Annotated in this window: 16 protein-coding genes; 4 read left to right on the top strand and 12 right to left on the bottom strand. The window is 38.6% G+C overall.

The window, feature by feature from the left end; genetic code table 11:
* Positions 1 to 101 precede the first annotated feature (101 nt).
* From NST66_RS02055 to NST66_RS02045, 3 genes are all read right to left on the bottom strand, one after another.
* A complete protein-coding gene (locus NST66_RS02055) occupies positions 102 to 875 on the bottom strand; it encodes a DUF2268 domain-containing protein (RefSeq protein ID WP_016763040.1) in 774 nt (257 codons plus the stop codon).
* 106 nt (positions 876 to 981) lie between these two features.
* Entirely contained in the window at positions 982 to 2,223 is a 1,242-nt protein-coding gene (fabF, locus tag NST66_RS02050) for a beta-ketoacyl-ACP synthase II (RefSeq protein WP_028412374.1), read from the bottom strand.
* Between the two features lie 39 nt (positions 2,224 to 2,262).
* Positions 2,263 to 3,201: a beta-ketoacyl-ACP synthase III gene (locus NST66_RS02045; protein ID WP_013081747.1), complete on the bottom strand. Its 939-nt coding sequence runs from the start codon at positions 3,199 to 3,201 to the stop codon at positions 2,263 to 2,265.
* A gap of 256 nt (positions 3,202 to 3,457) precedes the next feature.
* Between NST66_RS02045 and NST66_RS02040 the strand changes: the two genes are divergently transcribed.
* Complete coding sequence (locus tag NST66_RS02040; RefSeq protein ID WP_028412375.1) at positions 3,458 to 3,658, top strand: hypothetical protein; 201 nt, start codon at positions 3,458 to 3,460, stop codon at positions 3,656 to 3,658.
* Between the two features lie 28 nt (positions 3,659 to 3,686).
* Here NST66_RS02040 and NST66_RS02035 read toward each other — a convergent pair whose 3' ends face one another.
* From NST66_RS02035 to NST66_RS02025, 3 genes are all read right to left on the bottom strand, one after another.
* Complete coding sequence (locus NST66_RS02035) at positions 3,687 to 3,881, bottom strand: ComZ family protein (protein WP_013081746.1); 195 nt, start codon at positions 3,879 to 3,881, stop codon at positions 3,687 to 3,689.
* A gap of 76 nt (positions 3,882 to 3,957) precedes the next feature.
* Positions 3,958 to 4,842 carry an NAD-dependent epimerase/dehydratase family protein gene (locus NST66_RS02030; protein WP_328157109.1) on the bottom strand — a complete coding sequence of 295 codons (885 nt, stop codon included), beginning with the start codon at positions 4,840 to 4,842 and terminating at the stop codon, positions 3,958 to 3,960.
* Positions 4,843 to 5,023: 181 nt separating this feature from the next.
* Complete coding sequence (locus NST66_RS02025; protein ID WP_013055401.1) at positions 5,024 to 5,764, bottom strand: hypothetical protein; 741 nt, start codon at positions 5,762 to 5,764, stop codon at positions 5,024 to 5,026.
* 209 nt (positions 5,765 to 5,973) lie between these two features.
* Here NST66_RS02025 and NST66_RS02020 point away from each other — a divergent pair, with 209 nt between their 5' ends.
* The gene (locus tag NST66_RS02020; protein WP_028412377.1) at positions 5,974 to 6,162 is read left to right on the top strand and encodes a YjzD family protein; all 189 of its coding nucleotides are present in this window, start codon (positions 5,974 to 5,976) and stop codon (positions 6,160 to 6,162) included.
* A 203-nt stretch (positions 6,163 to 6,365) separates the two neighbouring features.
* The gene (locus tag NST66_RS02015; protein ID WP_033578041.1) at positions 6,366 to 7,250 is read left to right on the top strand and encodes an NAD(P)-dependent oxidoreductase; all 885 of its coding nucleotides are present in this window, start codon (positions 6,366 to 6,368) and stop codon (positions 7,248 to 7,250) included.
* A gap of 42 nt (positions 7,251 to 7,292) precedes the next feature.
* Here the strand turns inward: NST66_RS02015 and galT are convergent, their stop codons facing one another.
* Positions 7,293 to 8,816: a UDP-glucose--hexose-1-phosphate uridylyltransferase gene (galT, locus tag NST66_RS02010; RefSeq protein ID WP_033578040.1), complete on the bottom strand. Its 1,524-nt coding sequence runs from the start codon at positions 8,814 to 8,816 to the stop codon at positions 7,293 to 7,295.
* A 30-nt stretch (positions 8,817 to 8,846) separates the two neighbouring features.
* Complete coding sequence (locus NST66_RS02005; protein ID WP_033578039.1) at positions 8,847 to 10,025, bottom strand: galactokinase; 1,179 nt, start codon at positions 10,023 to 10,025, stop codon at positions 8,847 to 8,849.
* A gap of 339 nt (positions 10,026 to 10,364) precedes the next feature.
* Between NST66_RS02005 and NST66_RS02000 the strand changes: the two genes are divergently transcribed.
* A complete protein-coding gene (locus NST66_RS02000; RefSeq protein ID WP_013081740.1) occupies positions 10,365 to 11,258 on the top strand; it encodes a helix-turn-helix domain-containing protein in 894 nt (297 codons plus the stop codon).
* A 28-nt stretch (positions 11,259 to 11,286) separates the two neighbouring features.
* On the opposite strand, the gene NST66_RS01995 is transcribed toward NST66_RS02000, so the two are convergent.
* The 4 genes from NST66_RS01995 to NST66_RS01980 form a co-directional block, all read right to left on the bottom strand.
* On the bottom strand, positions 11,287 to 11,538 hold the full coding sequence (locus NST66_RS01995) for a hypothetical protein (RefSeq protein WP_014461601.1): 252 nt from the start codon (positions 11,536 to 11,538) through the stop codon (positions 11,287 to 11,289).
* Between the two features lie 189 nt (positions 11,539 to 11,727).
* The gene (clpB, locus tag NST66_RS01990) at positions 11,728 to 14,331 is read right to left on the bottom strand and encodes an ATP-dependent chaperone ClpB (protein ID WP_033578038.1); all 2,604 of its coding nucleotides are present in this window, start codon (positions 14,329 to 14,331) and stop codon (positions 11,728 to 11,730) included.
* Between the two features lie 115 nt (positions 14,332 to 14,446).
* Complete coding sequence (locus NST66_RS01985; protein ID WP_013055394.1) at positions 14,447 to 14,626, bottom strand: YjzC family protein; 180 nt, start codon at positions 14,624 to 14,626, stop codon at positions 14,447 to 14,449.
* A 133-nt stretch (positions 14,627 to 14,759) separates the two neighbouring features.
* Positions 14,760 to 15,404: an SDR family oxidoreductase gene (locus NST66_RS01980; protein WP_028412382.1), complete on the bottom strand. Its 645-nt coding sequence runs from the start codon at positions 15,402 to 15,404 to the stop codon at positions 14,760 to 14,762.
* Positions 15,405 to 15,432 lie beyond the last annotated feature (28 nt).

The following is a 15,432-nucleotide window of genomic DNA, read 5'->3' as shown; positions in this document are numbered from 1 at the left end:
GAATATCTCTTCAGCACTTTAACGCATAAACCTCCTAATTTTTTGTTGAAAACAGGATAAAATTTACTATTTTTTATTTTGGGTATATAGAACTTATTTTTTTACAGTTGGAACGCAGATTTTTTTAAGATAGTATTGGTACTAAGAGGAAGCAGCTGGGTAGTAGTTAAAGTGTGAGGCTTCATACACGAAGTAACAAGATGATAACCGATATTGTAGCCCATCATTTCTGGATACCAATTTTGGCCGAATAACAGTTGATCATATTTTTTTTCGTCAGCGCGCAGATTGTAATAAGGTTTAACATGCTTTTCCCACATTTTTTTAGCTTCTTCAATGGTATAATAATTTGTCCAAGGGGCTAAATATTTTTTACCACAATATTCCTCCACTGCTCTTTCAGCTAACCCTTCCATCATCATAGCGTCTAACAAAGTAATCGTTTCATCAGATTTGTTAATGGCTTTTAGCCTGCAAACGTGATGATATTCATGGGTAAGCACCGCTAACATTTCTTCATCGGATGTATGACTTGTCATAAACACAAATAATTTATCGGTAAAAGCGACACCTGCTCTTCCGTTAAATTCACGCTGCATTTTTCGATTTCGAGGATTGCTTGGAAGCACTAGCACCGCTACATCCGGCCCATTCCATGCTTTTTTAAGCTTTTCATAATGTGCTTTTACTTTCTTCCAAACCTGCCTTTTCTTCATTTCTTCTAATTCTTTTATAAACATTAAAGAAGGCGGACACATTCCATAGTTAAAAAGTAATTCCATATATTCTTTTTCTTTTAATTTCTTAAAATAGCGCGCAAGATAACGGCTTATTTCTTTCGGCTCCGTCCAAGTAGAAGTTGAAACAATCGGCATGTTTTCCCCTCTCTTTCTTCATCCTTTTGTTTCATGATATGTTCACAGCTACTCTTTTGGTTATTAAAAATAAAAAAAATTCTAGGCGTCAGCCTAGAATTTTTCATTATGCTTCGTACTTTTTAAAGATGATTGTTGCATTGTGACCGCCAAATCCAAGTGAGTTGCTTAGCACCGCTTTTACTTCTTGCTTACGCGCTTTGTTTGGAATGTAGTCTAAATCGCACTCTTCATCGGGTGTTTGATAGTTAATTGTTGGAGGAAGAATACCGTCTTGAATTGCTTTCACACTAAAAATAGCTTCTACTCCACCAGCAGCTCCTAGCAAGTGGCCAGTCATTGACTTTGTTGAACTAATTGCTACTTTTTGAGCGTGGTCACCAAATACTTCTTTAATAGCCATCGTTTCAAATTTATCGTTGTACCCTGTACTTGTACCGTGAGCATTGATGTAATCAATATCACTTGGCTGTAGACCTGCATCTTCAATCGCATGACGCATTGCACGAACGCCGCCTTCTCCTCCTGGAGCTGGCGCTGTGATATGATGAGCATCTCCTGTTGAACCATAGCCCACAATTTCAGCATAAATACGTGCGCCGCGTGCTAATGCATGTTCAAGCTCTTCAAGCACAATAACACCCGCACCTTCTCCCATAACGAAGCCGTCGCGGTCTTTATCAAACGGACGAGATGCTGTTGCAGGATCTGGATTTGTAGAAAGTGCTTTATTCGCACAGAAACCAGCAATAGATAAACGCGTGATTGGTGCTTCCGTACCGCCCGTCACCATCACGTCTGCATCTCCGCGTTGAATGACTTTAAATGCATCACCAATAGAGTTTGTACCTGTTGCACACGCCGTTACCGTACAAGAGTTCACGCCTTTCGCCCCTAAAGCAATAGAAACTTGTCCTGTTGCCATATCAGGAATCATCATCGGAATAAAGAATGGACTTACACGGCGGGCACCTTTTTCTAATAACGTTGAATATTGATTTTCAAACGTTTCCATACCGCCAATTCCAGATCCAATCCAAACCCCGACGTTTGGAGCAATCTCTTCCGTAATAGTCAAATTCGCATCTTTAACAGCCGCCAATGCAGCTACCATCGCATATTGAGTAAAGCGATCCATCTTACGAGCCTCTTTGCGGTCAATAAAATCTTCCACGTTAAAATCTTTTACTTCAGCCGCTACTTTAGCAGGAAATTCATCTGCATCTAGTCTTGTTAAAGGACCAACGCCAGACACGCCTGCTACTGCGTTTTTCCAAGCTGTTTCTACGTCATTTCCAATTGGTGTAAGCCCACCAAGTCCTGTTACAACTACACGTTTTTTATTCATCGTACATTCATCTCCTTCAGTTGCTTTAAAAATGTAGTGTTATTTTCCCCATCTAATGGCAATAGCTCCCCATGTTAAGCCGCCTCCGAAGCCAACCATTACAATTAAATCATCGTCTTGAATTTTCCCTGCTTCAAGCTCATGAACAATTGAAATTGGAATCGATGCTGCTGATGTATTGCCGTAGTATTGGATTGTTTTAGACATTTTTTCTTCAGGCAAGTCTAATCGCTGTCTTGCAGCTTCCATAATACGAATATTCGCTTGATGAGGTACAAGAAAATCAACATCCTCTTTTGTTAAACCTGCTTTTTCAATTACATTAACAGCAGATTCCCCCATTTGTCGAACAGCAAACTTAAATACTTCACGTCCGTTCATGACAATATGATCAAGCTCGTTTTGATACAAGTGCTTGCCTCCTGTACCGTCGGATCCTAGTTCAAAGGATAAAATACCTCGTCCTTCTGACACAGGTCCCATTACAACTGCACCTGCTCCGTCTCCGAATAAAACAGCCGTGTTACGGTCGTCCCAATCTGTAATCTTAGAAAGCTTTTCTACACCGACCACTAATATATGCTTGTAAGCATTAGTTTCAATAAATTGCTTAGCTGTAATCATGCCGTACATAAATCCTGCACATGCTGCACTCACATCGTAAGAAGCTGCTTTTTTTGCTCCCAATTTTTCTTGCAGCATACATGATACTGTAGGAAACGGTTGATCTGGCGTTACCGTAGCAACAATGATCATGTCAATATCTTCTGCCTCGACGTTAGCTTTATGTAAAGCTTCAACTGCTGCTTTATAAGCTAAATCAGATGTGTCCTCGTTATCGGCTGCAATTCGGCGCTCTTGAATACCTGTGCGCGTACGAATCCACTCATCTGATGTATCCATTACTTTTTCAAGATCTAAATTTGTTACAACTTTCTCTGGTACATAACGTCCAATTCCTAGAACACCAGCGTTCATATCAACCTCTCCTTTAAATAAAAGGCTTATATTCCTATAAAACCTATATCTGTCATTTCATTTACCGATTATATAATCAATTATTATGAGTTGGTACTAATTTTACTTCATTTTTTATTTTTTGTCTATATGGGTGTTCGTCCTACTCAGGTATCTATCATGCTACATATAGTAATCATACGGGTCCCTCTTACTCTAGTATGGGACATTAGGTAAGAACTTACCCACCATTAAAATAGTGAAAGGAATGAGTATCATGGCAAGAAGACAAAGAAATGAAGCTTTTTCTGATTTTATGTTTGGAGCTGGGCGCAGAAAATCAAGAGAAGAAAGAGAGCGAGAGGAGTGGGAAAGATTATTCAAACAAATCGATGAAATTGTACTCGCCGTTGAAGAACTAGCTCCTCTTCTTAAACAGTTTGCCCCTTTAGTCGATTTATTTTACAAACAAAAATAACAGCTCGGATTCTACCGAGCTGTTTTCTTTAGTTGTTTTCATTTTCAGCTAATGCATCTTGCTTGCCAAGCTCATAGGCGTCGTTCATTACTTTTGTCAGTAATGTCAATACCGGCTGTACGTGTTCCATTGATAACTCAACGCCTGTTTCATCTAAAATCTGCTTTGCTTCTGGCAAGTACTTCATTGCAATTTGCATGAATTGCATATTTTGCTCTTCCATAGTGAAATCTCCTTTATTAAAAACATTTATTCCTCCTTATATTAGCGAATCTATTCTATAAGTACAACTTTCTCCTTTAATGAAGAGGTAAAAAGAATGTTCTCATATGTTTTTTTTGCAGGTAAATGCCTTCTTTAGCCGTTACTTTGGAAGAAAAATGTAGCAGTTCTTTCGCTTTCCTGCTGATTTCATATTTTTCTTGAGCCGCTTCTTCCTTCACCTCCATATGAGTAATGTTTGCTCCAGCGCTCCAAGGCTGTAATTTTTCTTCAACTAAATGAACCACTTCATATGAATATGCACCAGTTTTACAGCGTCTGAGTGCACTGACGGCGTCTTCAATATAAATAATAAAATCCGTGCCTTCCATAATGGTAAAATCTTCCTCGTACCCGGCAATATTTTTAGAATAGCACATTGACAAAGGCTGCCAAGGTCCGTAAAGAGTGGGCGTTCTGACAATCATAATGGGCCATCCACCATCTTTATATTTTTCTATCATTCGCTCAAAATGAACGTATAGCCTTCCTTCACTACTGTCCGGTTCTGGAATCGTTGTTTCTTCAATCTTTCGCTGCTGGTCTCCAAATACGCGCATGGTAGAAACAAACACAAATCGAATGTTGAATTGACGGCATTTATTAAGTGCTTGAATGAGTACTTGCTGCGCTTTTTGCATTTCTTGTCTTAAAAAATCAGGATGATAAAAATCTCCTCCATCGAAATACGTGAAGTAGACAATATCCGTTTCTGAGGTAATCATATCTAATGAATCGCCTACTTCAGTCGATACATAATTAGCGTTTCGCCCTAAGAAAAATTTCATCTCTTCCTGCAAATCATCTTCTTCTTTATGAGCAGAATGTGTATATCCTTTTACTTCTGTACCTTCGTCTAAAAAAGTCATACATAAATGAAAACCAATAAAGCGGTTTGCCCCTATTACTACTACATTTCCCATATCGCTTCCTCCAATTCTTCATTCATCATTTATTAAACAAAAGCTTAAAGCCCTATAGTTATAGAGAGTACTCATTCCTTATTTCAAAGTAGTTCATCCCTAAAAACATCATGAACTCTCTTTTTCCTTTTATCTCTTATACAAAAAGCCCCTATGATATGTATAATCATAGAAGCTTTGCTTATAACACTTTTTCATGCTGTTTATAAAATTGGAGAAGGGACCGTTCAAATAAATAGTTTTTTTCAGGCAAATAAAGTGAAAGCATAATCGGAGAGTGAAGTTCTTCACGATGTAGTTCATATTTTTTACTGTGTGCAATTGGATAATGAGTAGAGGCATTAGGCGCGGTCCATATCTTCACGGGCAGCGTTGATTTTAATTCCGTAACGGAAGGGTATTCCTTAATTAGCTTTGATACTTGCTTCCGCTCCACTTTATAAGCTTGAGTCAAGTCCTTCGTGAATTGTTTATAAAAGAATTTATTGTTTTTTTCATGTTCTGCATGCGTATGAAGATCAATACACGGATTTAGTAAACCAGCTGATCGAATGAACGTATTCCCGTCATTTTCCATTAGCTGCAGCGCTAACAGAGCCCCCATTCCTTCAGCTAAAATATGAATTCGTTTATTTAAAATTTCTTGTTTCATTACTAAATGATAAAGTTGTTTTGCAAGGTGATATGCTTCAGGAGACCCCCAATGCCGGCCATATAAATTGGAATAAAATACTGTGTATCCTTCATCTTGTAAACATTGCAACAGCTGTGACCTTCCGCCGTGCTGAATCCATAAGCTAGTTGAACTTTCAACAAAATGATCTTTATCACCCAGTACTAACACACCGAAACCATTCGGTCGTTCAGGGACATGTACGACATTCCATTGCGTATCTAAGCTAAAAAAGCGTCGATGTATCATAGCTCTTCCTCCGTAACTTACTAGTTGTTCCATACAGTGTATGATAGAACCATAAAAAAGCGCACTAGAATAATGCCTATTTCTGACTTATTGCTCTTTTGTTTCTGCATGGGAGCACGCCCCTTATTTATTCATAAAAAATTCAATTTCTTATTTGACTGCTATATGCTAAAATGAAATCAAACTGTACTGTAAACGAGGTGAATAGAATGCGTGTCGTAATGGCTTTTGTTTGGGGCTTTTTACTAATGAATATGGCAGTGTACGTAATCTCTGCAATGACGGGCGGTACTTACAGTTTCGCAACCGCTTCCATCCTTGGAGTAGTTTTCACGCTAGTTGTAATTTTGATTGGAGAACTGGGTGTACCGAATAAACCAGCAAATAATCAACACTAAAAAGTGTTGGCTGTAAAGCCAGCGCTTTTTTTATTTTTTGGCATAGGTTCTTCTCAGTACTTTCTTTCCTTACCTCGTATTCAAGACATAGGACTGAGAGTGCTTTTCTCTATCTATATATAGTCGGAATCATTGATTATCCCAAACTTTAACTATATAATTTTAGAATAATCAAACTATTAACTTTAGGAGTGAATACTGCTGTGACTAAAGAAAAAATTGGTTTTATCGGAACAGGCGTTATGGGTCAAAGCATGGCCGGGCATTTAATTGACGCAGGATATGAAGTCCTTGTTTATACACGAACAAAAACTCGTGCTCAAGCACTACTTGAAAAAGGGGCCAAATGGAAAGAAACCGTTCAAGAAGTGGCCGAACAATCTGATGTTATTATCACCATGGTAGGCTATCCTCACGATGTAAAAGAGATTTATTTGGGAAAAGACGGCATTATACATAATGCAAAGAAAGGCTGCTATACAATTGATATGACGACATCAAGCCCTATACTTGCTCGTGAGATTTATCAAGCAGCAAAAGAGAAGCACATTCATGCGCTTGACGCTCCTGTTTCAGGAGGAGATATTGGGGCTCAGAAAGCAACCTTAGCGATTATGGTAGGAGGCGATTCTGAAGCATTCTCTGCCGTTACGCCTATTCTTGAAAAAATGGGGACAAATATCGTTCTTCAAGGAAGCGCCGGTGCTGGTCAACATACAAAAATGTGCAATCAAATTGCTATTGCCTCTAATATGATGGGTGTCTGCGAAGCGATACTTTATGCTGAAAAAGCCGGATTAGATCCGAATACCGTTCTAAAAAGTATTGAAACAGGCGCAGCGGGAAGCTGGTCGTTAAGCAATTTAGCTCCTCGCATGATTAAAGGAGACTTCGAACCAGGCTTTTATATTAAACACTTCATTAAAGATATGAAGATTGCCATTGAATCAGCTGAAGAAATGGAGCTGTATACACCCGGGCTAAAATTAGCAAAATCGCTTTATGAACAGCTCGAAAAACAAGGCCAGGATAATAAAGGAACACAGGCTCTGTATACCCTTTTAAAACAGCATGCCCTAACTGTATAAAGACAGGCAGCTCATTACGAGCTGCCTGTTTTTATTAATGATTTACGCTTCATTTAACGAATTCATAAAACGACTGAATGCGAGCTGCCCTTCAGCAGTTTGTTTAAACACACCTGCATGCTCTAAAATAGTCGCAAAGATCAAACCGAGCTCTTGTTGAAGAATGCTTTGGACATTTTCCACTTCAATATGCGGATATTTTTTCTTGATGTGTTCAGCCCACTTCACGTGTTTTTTCACTTGATCATGCCTGCTGGCTACTTCACTCAGGTTATTCTGAACTAACCCTTTGGCCACTAGACTCATTTCGTCTTTCAAACGACCGGGTAAAACCGCAAGCCCCATTACTTCAATTAAACCTATGTTCTCTTTTTTGATATGATGAACTTCTGCATGCGGATGATAAATGCCATCTGGATGCTTGCTGTTTGTTCGATTGTTTCGCAGTACTAAATCTAATTCGTATAAATCCCCTCTTTTCCTAGCAATAGGCGTGACCGTATTGTGAGGAGTTTGATCTGTAAAAGCTAAAATACCAGCACTTTGATCACTATATGATTTCCATTTCTTCAAAATGAAATCCGCTGCTTCCACTAATGGTGCAAGGTGCGAACTTTGAAGACGAACGACCGACATTGGCCAATGAACAATTCCAGCTTTCACGTTTGGATGCGCTTCAAGAGAGAACAATTTATTTATTCTTGCTTTAGCCATAGGAAACTCATGATAGCCTCCTTGAAAGTGATCATGCGTTAAAATAGATCCTCCTACGATGGGTAAATCTGCATTTGACCCTAAAAAATAATGTGGGAATTGTTCAACGAAGGCAAGCAGCCGCTTAAACGTTTGCTTTGAAATATGCATAGGTGTATGCTCACTCGCAAAAACAATGGCATGTTCATTATAATAAACGTAAGGTGAAAACTGCATGTACCACAGCTCTTCCTGCAATTCCACAGGGATAATCCGGTGATTTTGGCGAGCTGGGTGGTTAATGCGGCCTGCATAGCCAGCATTTTCTTTACAGAGCAGGCATAGCGGGTAGTTGCTTTCTTTCAGTGATTTGCTTGCTGCAATTGCTTTTGGATCTTTTTCCGGCTTAGATAAGTTGATAGTAATTTCAAGTTCTCCAAAGTCAGTGTTTGTTACCCATCTTTCGTTTTTAGCAATTCGATCTCTGCGAATATAGTGAATGTCTTTTGACAGCTTATAATAATAGCTTGTGGCTTTTTGAGGGTTTTGCTGATAGTGATCGTAAAAGGTTCGATTAACCTCTGAAGGCATGCTTGCAAAGCATCCCATTATTTTGGTATCGAATAAATCTCTATATGTGATAGAATTATCGGCGATTCGATTGTTTTCGGCAGCCCAATCAAGCATGTTATCTAAAATAGCAGCTGGATGTTCCAAACGTTCTTCTTTAACTTCTACCGTAATACATTCGTCGAGTTCTAACACTTCCAGCAGTTTATTTCTCACCACATCTATATCCCATTTTGTTACTAGATTCTTTTGTAAACCATATTGAATAAGTCGGGTGATTTCTTCATGAATGTTGACTGACATACACTCGTTCCTTTCTCTATCTGTTTTCTCTTATACTGCTTCTAATGTGAGTTCACGCGCTCCTTCTCCAACCGTAACCACATAAAATTCAGCTTCTAAACTCGTTTGCTTATAATAAGCGTCTTTTACTTCTTCAATAAATCTATCAACCTGTGCTTTTTTTACGATACTGATTGTACAGCCGCCAAAGCCTGCACCCGTCATGCGTGATCCAATCACACCTTCTTGCAACCAGGCTGCTTCTACAAGAGCATCTAATTCTTTTCCACTTACTTCATAGTCATCTCGCAGCGAACAGTGCGACTCATTCATCAATTGACCAAATCCTTTTAAATCGCCGTTTTGCAATTTAGCAACCGCTTCTTTTGTGCGTTCATTTTCATATACCGCATGTTTAGCGCGCTTACAATCTACTTCGTTTTGTATTAAAGATTTGTGCTTTTCAAATTGTTCTTTCGTTAAATCACCAAGCGAATCAATGGAAAGTGAAGTTTGCAAATCTGATAGTGCTCTTTCACACTCCATACGGCGCTCATTATATTTTGAATCTGCCAGCCCTCTTCGCTTATTTGTGTTAGAAATAACGAGCACAGCATCTGTTAACTGCAGCGGGCTATACTGGTATTCAAGAGTCTGGCAGTTTAACAATACGGCTTGATTTTCTTTTCCCATTCCAATTGCAAACTGATCCATAATCCCGCAGCTTACGCCGATAAATTCATTTTCAGCTTGCTGCGCCATTTTTACAAGGTCCATCATATCAATATTCAATTCAAGAATTTTATTTAAAAGTACGCATGTGACTAACTCAATTGATGCCGACGATGAAAGCCCTGCTCCGTTAGGAATGTTGCCGAAAAACAAGATATCAAAACCAAAAGGAAGATCATATCCGTGCTTTTTAAAGGTGTCCATTACTCCTTTTGGATAATTAGCCCAATCATCCTCGGTTTTGTACGTTAATTGCTCTAAAGAGGATTCAATAACGCCTGCTTCAGAGAAGTTTTTAGAGTACATACGTATTTTTCGATCATGACGTTTTTGTACTACCGCATACGTTCCTATACTCAATGAACAAGGAAAAACATGCCCTCCATTATAATCAGTATGTTCTCCAATTAAATTGACACGCCCTGGTGCAAAAAAGCAGCGAATAGCTTCTGACGAATGAAATATTTGTTTGAACTCTTCGATTAATTTTTCCAGCATTTATTATCACCTATTTTAAGTAGTTTTTTTGGAAACGGATTCATATGTACATTGTAAAGTCCAATTTTCCTTGCCTCAATGGTAAAATTCCTATCGATAATCGGTACTTTTTTGCTTATCACTTTAAAAATGATTCTTTTAAATTGATGATGAACTGCTCTTGCGCCAAAAAGGTGTTATCTTCATGGGAGCCTTGACTTGCAAATTATAAGAAAATAATAGATTTAGAGACATTCACTAAAAATAATCATGATATTTTCAAAAAATTATAGAAAAATGAAAGCGATTACGTTAAAGTAAGAATTAAGTACTACTTTATTTCAAAAAGAAGGTGAAAATTTGCTCTCACATTTCCAAGCTCAAGAATATTCAACGTACGCATACAGGTTTTTAGAATCCCGCACAAACGAAGTTGCGCAGCTCTGGTCGGTTGGATGGGATGAAGTTTTCTCGCCCCTTTATAACTGGAGCGGAAATCAGCGAAAAGATGTAGGAAAATATATTTTTCAATACACGGTTTCTGGGTACGGGATGATTGAAATAGATGGACAAGAATATAAAGTGGATGCTGGAAAAGCATTCATCGTCAATATACCTGGAAATTATCGCTATTACTTACCAAAGGAAAGTGAAAACTGGGAGTTTATTTTTCTTACATTATACGGAGATGAAGTACAAAAATGCTGGGATTATATTCAGTCAACCCACTCCCCTGTAATTCGATTTCACCCTGAATCAGCACCTGTTCAGCTGCTTGCTCAGATATATAAGAGGGCAAGTGAAAAACATATAGCAGATCCATTTCATGCCTCAAGCTTATCTTACCGCTTTGTAATGGAGCTGTATCAATATATTAAAAGCATGGACAGTTTTACAGAGGATTGGCCTGAAAGTATCATTAGCTCTATTTTATTTGCCCGCAATCATTATCATGAAGAAATCGGTCCGGATGAAATGGCAGATGCAGCTCATTTATCTCGCTATCATTTTAGCCGGTTATTCAAACAAACAACAGGGATTACGCCGATTCAATATTTAACGAAGCTTCGCATTCAAAAAGCGGCCGAGCTATTGCATCAAACCAAGTATTCAATCGAAGAAATTGCTGAAAACGTCGGCTATGCAAATGCCAATTATTTAACAAAAGTATTTCGCAAAACAACCAATATGACACCCGGGCAGTATCGAAAAAGTGATGCATCCATTGATGAACACTTTGCATTACCAAAATAAAAACGACTTCCATAAAAGGAAGTCGTTTTTATTTTTTATCGGGAATTTCTACTACCACAGAACCTTTTTCGTAAATAAAAGTCAATTTTTTACCCGGGATAATCATATTTTCTAAAATATCTCGTGCAGCTTGAAGTGCAAACTCTGTCCGTTCTGCCTTTTCCTGCACTTCTTCATTTTCAGCTTGAAGATCATTTTTATCCAGCGCTCTTATTTTAGTTAATGCCTGATCTATAAAATCGTATGCTTCGTCATATATAAGCTCTATACGGTCCTTCATGTGCTCATTCATGCTCCTTTGCCCATTTTGTATTATCATAAATGAATTAGATATATTCTACAACCTAAAACTGAATAAGTTTTTACGCTTAGCTCTCACGTATTTTTTTTTATTTATTTTAAAAGGGATGCTGCTCTTAATAGCAAAAAAAGACCATTCAAATTATCATGAATGGCCTTTTTAGAAAACTTATACGCTGACAACAAACTCATCATCTTTTACATCAACTGTCACTTGACTATAATCTTCAATTTGCCCTGCAATTAATTCTCTGGCAATTTTTGTTTCAATATATTTTTGAATAAACCTTTTTAAAGGGCGCGCTCCGTATACCGGATCAAACCCGGAGGCTGCAATATGATTTTTTGCTTCTTCTGTTAACATTAACGAAATATGACGATCGGATAAACGCTTTTCAAGCTGAAGCAATAGCTTATCAATAATTCCCTTTACTTCATGAACAGTTAGCGGTTTGAATAAAATCGTGTCGTCTACTCGATTTAAAAATTCTGGGCGAAAATGCTGTCTTAATTGAGCCATCACTTGCTCTCTGGCTTTTTCAGTAATCTCGCCTTCACTTGTTAAACCATCTAATAAAAATTGAGAACCAATATTTGACGTCATAATAATGACTGTATTTTTAAAATCAATGACTTTTCCTTTTGAATCTGTTGCTCTTCCATCATCCAGTATTTGAAGGAGCACGTTAAATACTTCAGGATGAGCTTTTTCAATTTCATCTAACAAAACGACTGAATAAGGCTTGCGTCTCACCGCTTCCGTTAGCTGTCCGCCTTCTTCATACCCTACATAGCCAGGAGGCGCTCCTATAAGCCTAGAGACCGCATGCTTTTCCATGTATTCAGACATATCAATACGAACCATTTGTTCTTCACTGTCAAATAACGAATGTGCCAACGTTTTGGCTAGCTCCGTTTTTCCTACTCCGGTAGGTCCTAGGAAAATAAATGATCCAATTGGGCGGTTCGGGTCTTTAATACCTGCCCTTGCGCGAATCACAGCATCTGTAACTAAGGATACGGCTTCGTCCTGTCCAATCACACGCTGCTGTAAAATTGACTCAAGCTTCAACAGCTTTTCTCTTTCTCCTTCAACTAGTTTCGACACCGGAATTCCCGTCCATCTTCCTACAATTTCAGCAATTTCTTCTTCCGTTACTTCTTCTCTTAACAAACGGTTTTCTTGTGCTTTTTCAGCAGCTGTTTCTTCCAGCTGTTTTAGTTCTTTTTCAAGAGCTGGAATGCGTCCGTGGCGAAGTTCGGCTGCTTTATTTAAATCATATTTCCCTTCAGCTTCTTCTAGGTCTCGCTTCGCTTTTTCAAGCTGCTCCCGGACATCTTGCACCGTTTGAATCGACTGCTTTTCTTTTTCCCACTGCAGCTTCATTATATCTGCACGTTCTTTTAAATCAGAGACTTCTTTTCGAATTGCCTCTAACCTTGTGATGCTTGCTTGATCTGTTTCTTTACTTAATGCCGCTTCTTCAATTTCAAGCTGCATGACACGTCGCGTTACTTCATCTAATTCTGATGGCATCGAATCAATTTCTGTTCGAATAGTTGCGCATGCTTCATCAATTAAATCAATTGCTTTATCAGGTAAAAAGCGATCTGAGATATAACGATCCGACATAACCGCTGCTGAAACAATCGCCCGGTCATGAATATTTACACCGTGATGAATTTCAAATCGTTCTTTTAAACCACGTAAGATAGAGATTGTATCTTCTACTGAAGGTTCTTCAACCAGCACCTGTTGAAAGCGTCTTTCAAGAGCTGGATCTTTTTCAATATACTGACGATACTCATCAAGAGTTGTAGCTCCTATACAGTGAAGTTCTCCTCTAGCAAGCATTGGTTTTAAAATATTCCCTGCATCCATCGCTCCGTCCGTACGACCTGCTCCAACGATTGTATGAAGTTCGTCAATAAATAAAAGAATTTGACCGTTGCTTTTCTTAACTTCTTGAAGAACAGCTTTTAAACGCTCTTCAAATTCGCCTCTGAACTTCGCTCCTGCTACTAAAGCTCCCATATCTAATGAGAAGATGGTTTTATCTTTTAATCCTTCAGGCACATCTCTACGAACAATTCGCTGTGCTAGACCTTCAACAATCGCTGTTTTACCAACGCCAGGTTCTCCAATCAAAACTGGATTGTTTTTTGTTTTTCGCGATAAAATGCGGATAACGCGGCGAATTTCTCCGTCTCGTCCAATGACTGGATCAATGTTCCCTGCTCGTACTTCTGCCACTAAGTCTCTTCCATATTTAGCTAACGCTTCATATGTAACTTCCGGATTTTGACTTGTAATTCGCTGATTTCCTCGAAGGCTAGTAAGCACATCTTGCAAAGCTTTTTTTGTTATACCGTGACTTGAAAATAACTTGCCATATTCACTAGAAGACGGTTCCTGTGCTAAGGCTAAAAAGATGTGCTCAACTGAAACATAATCATCTTGCAGACGAGATGCTTCTTCTTGAGCTTTGACAAACAGCTGCTGGAGTTTATTTGTAATATAAACTTTCCCTACTTCAGCTCCACTTCCTGTAACAGCAGGTTTTTTCGCAAGCAGTTGATTTACCTGCTGCTGAAAAGATTGATGATCTATATGTAAATGATCTAATATGCGAGGAGCAATACCATCTTGCTGATGAATAAGCGTATAAAGCAAATGAGCAATATCCACTTCCTGCTGATTTCGTTTAATAGCTTCGGACTGCGCTTCCATCACGCCTTCTTGCAATTTTTGGGTCATTTTATTTATGTCCATTGAACATCCTCCTTCGATACATTTGACCTTTATTGACCTTTATTTCATTATACCCAGCAATGGGAAAACAAGTAAAGCCATTCAATTTAGAATGGCTTCTTTATTTTTTTACTATTTAAGGCTTGCGCATGTATGTCCAGTGGCGGTCATCGTTTGCCGTCTCTGGAAAACGCTCTCCTGCTTTTAATTTAACCTTTTGAGGATTATTTACGTTGCTTCCTGTTTCACCAATTTCAATATACACTCCGTTATTAGGAGCTTTTTGACCCGGTGTGAAATGACGATTTTGTCCCATTGTCCTGCCTCCTCATTCCTGAAATGAAATGTTCTCCTATACTATTCCCTTAAGATTTCCGTTTCATAATGGAGATGTTTTCATATTAGGAACAGAACAGAAAAGAGCAGACCTTTAGATCTGCCCTTTTGTATCAATGAGTAAATTTAATAGCTTGTTCAATTTCAGTTTCTCCGGCTAACATTTCAAACGTTTTTCCTATCGTAGCTTCTTCGTTTAGGCATTCTACAAGCACGGTTGCTACATCTGCTCGAGGAATCGTCTGAGATTTATCTTCAATATCATTATTGATATCAATTTTTCCAGTAGCTGAATCATTCGATAAAGTTCCTGGTCGTACAATTGTATATTGCAGATTAGACTGCTTTAAGTATTCATCCGCTATCGCTTTAGCACGCAGGTAAAGTTGTAAGCCTTCTGGTCCTTGTTCAGGTGCATCTGTTCCCATTGAACTTAACATAACAAAGCGCTTCACACCTTGATTTTTTGCTTCATCAATGATATTTTTAGCACCGTTTTGATCCACAGCGATTGTTTTTTCGTCTCCCGTATGTCCTCCAGAACCTGCTGCAAATATGACAGCATCCATACCTCTTAAAGCATCTGAAACATCTTGCTCCAAGTCACCAAGTACAACGTTAGCGCCCAGCTTTTTTAAAGCGTCTGCTTGTTTTTCGTCGCGAATCATCGCATAAGCTTCATGCTGCTTGCTGTTTGCGACTTTTTCTACCACTTGTTTTCCCGTTGTTCCGTTTGCTCCAACAACTAATACTTTCATCATAAATCACCTTTCGTTCTGTTTAGTA

Source organism: Priestia sp. FSL W8-0524, assembly GCF_038005965.1.
Classification (GTDB): domain Bacteria; phylum Bacillota; class Bacilli; order Bacillales; family Bacillaceae_H; genus Priestia; species Priestia zanthoxyli.
Note: the sequence above shows the minus strand (reverse complement) of the source record. Positions and strands in the feature narration are given on the sequence as shown.

Coding starts and splice junctions, on each gene's coding strand:
- NST66_RS02020 (WP_028412377.1), top strand. CDS start 5,974: ATGCGTGTCGTAATGGCTTTTGTTTGGGGCTTTTTACTAATGAATATG.
- NST66_RS02025 (WP_013055401.1), bottom strand. CDS start 5,764: ATGATACATCGACGCTTTTTTAGCTTAGATACGCAATGGAATGTCGTA.
- NST66_RS02035 (WP_013081746.1), bottom strand. CDS start 3,881: ATGGAAGAGCAAAATATGCAATTCATGCAAATTGCAATGAAGTACTTG.
- NST66_RS01995 (WP_014461601.1), bottom strand. CDS start 11,538: ATGAAGGACCGTATAGAGCTTATATATGACGAAGCATACGATTTTATA.
- NST66_RS02055 (WP_016763040.1), bottom strand. CDS start 875: ATGCCGATTGTTTCAACTTCTACTTGGACGGAGCCGAAAGAAATAAGC.
- NST66_RS01985 (WP_013055394.1), bottom strand. CDS start 14,626: ATGGGACAAAATCGTCATTTCACACCGGGTCAAAAAGCTCCTAATAAC.
- NST66_RS02030 (WP_328157109.1), bottom strand. CDS start 4,842: ATGGGAAATGTAGTAGTAATAGGGGCAAACCGCTTTATTGGTTTTCAT.
- NST66_RS02005 (WP_033578039.1), bottom strand. CDS start 10,025: ATGCTGGAAAAATTAATCGAAGAGTTCAAACAAATATTTCATTCGTCA.
- NST66_RS02045 (WP_013081747.1), bottom strand. CDS start 3,201: ATGAACGCTGGTGTTCTAGGAATTGGACGTTATGTACCAGAGAAAGTT.
- fabF (WP_028412374.1), bottom strand. CDS start 2,223: ATGAATAAAAAACGTGTAGTTGTAACAGGACTTGGTGGGCTTACACCA.
- galT (WP_033578040.1), bottom strand. CDS start 8,816: ATGTCAGTCAACATTCATGAAGAAATCACCCGACTTATTCAATATGGT.
- clpB (WP_033578038.1), bottom strand. CDS start 14,331: ATGGACATAAATAAAATGACCCAAAAATTGCAAGAAGGCGTGATGGAA.
- NST66_RS01980 (WP_028412382.1), bottom strand. CDS start 15,404: ATGAAAGTATTAGTTGTTGGAGCAAACGGAACAACGGGAAAACAAGTG.
- NST66_RS02040 (WP_028412375.1), top strand. CDS start 3,458: ATGGCAAGAAGACAAAGAAATGAAGCTTTTTCTGATTTTATGTTTGGA.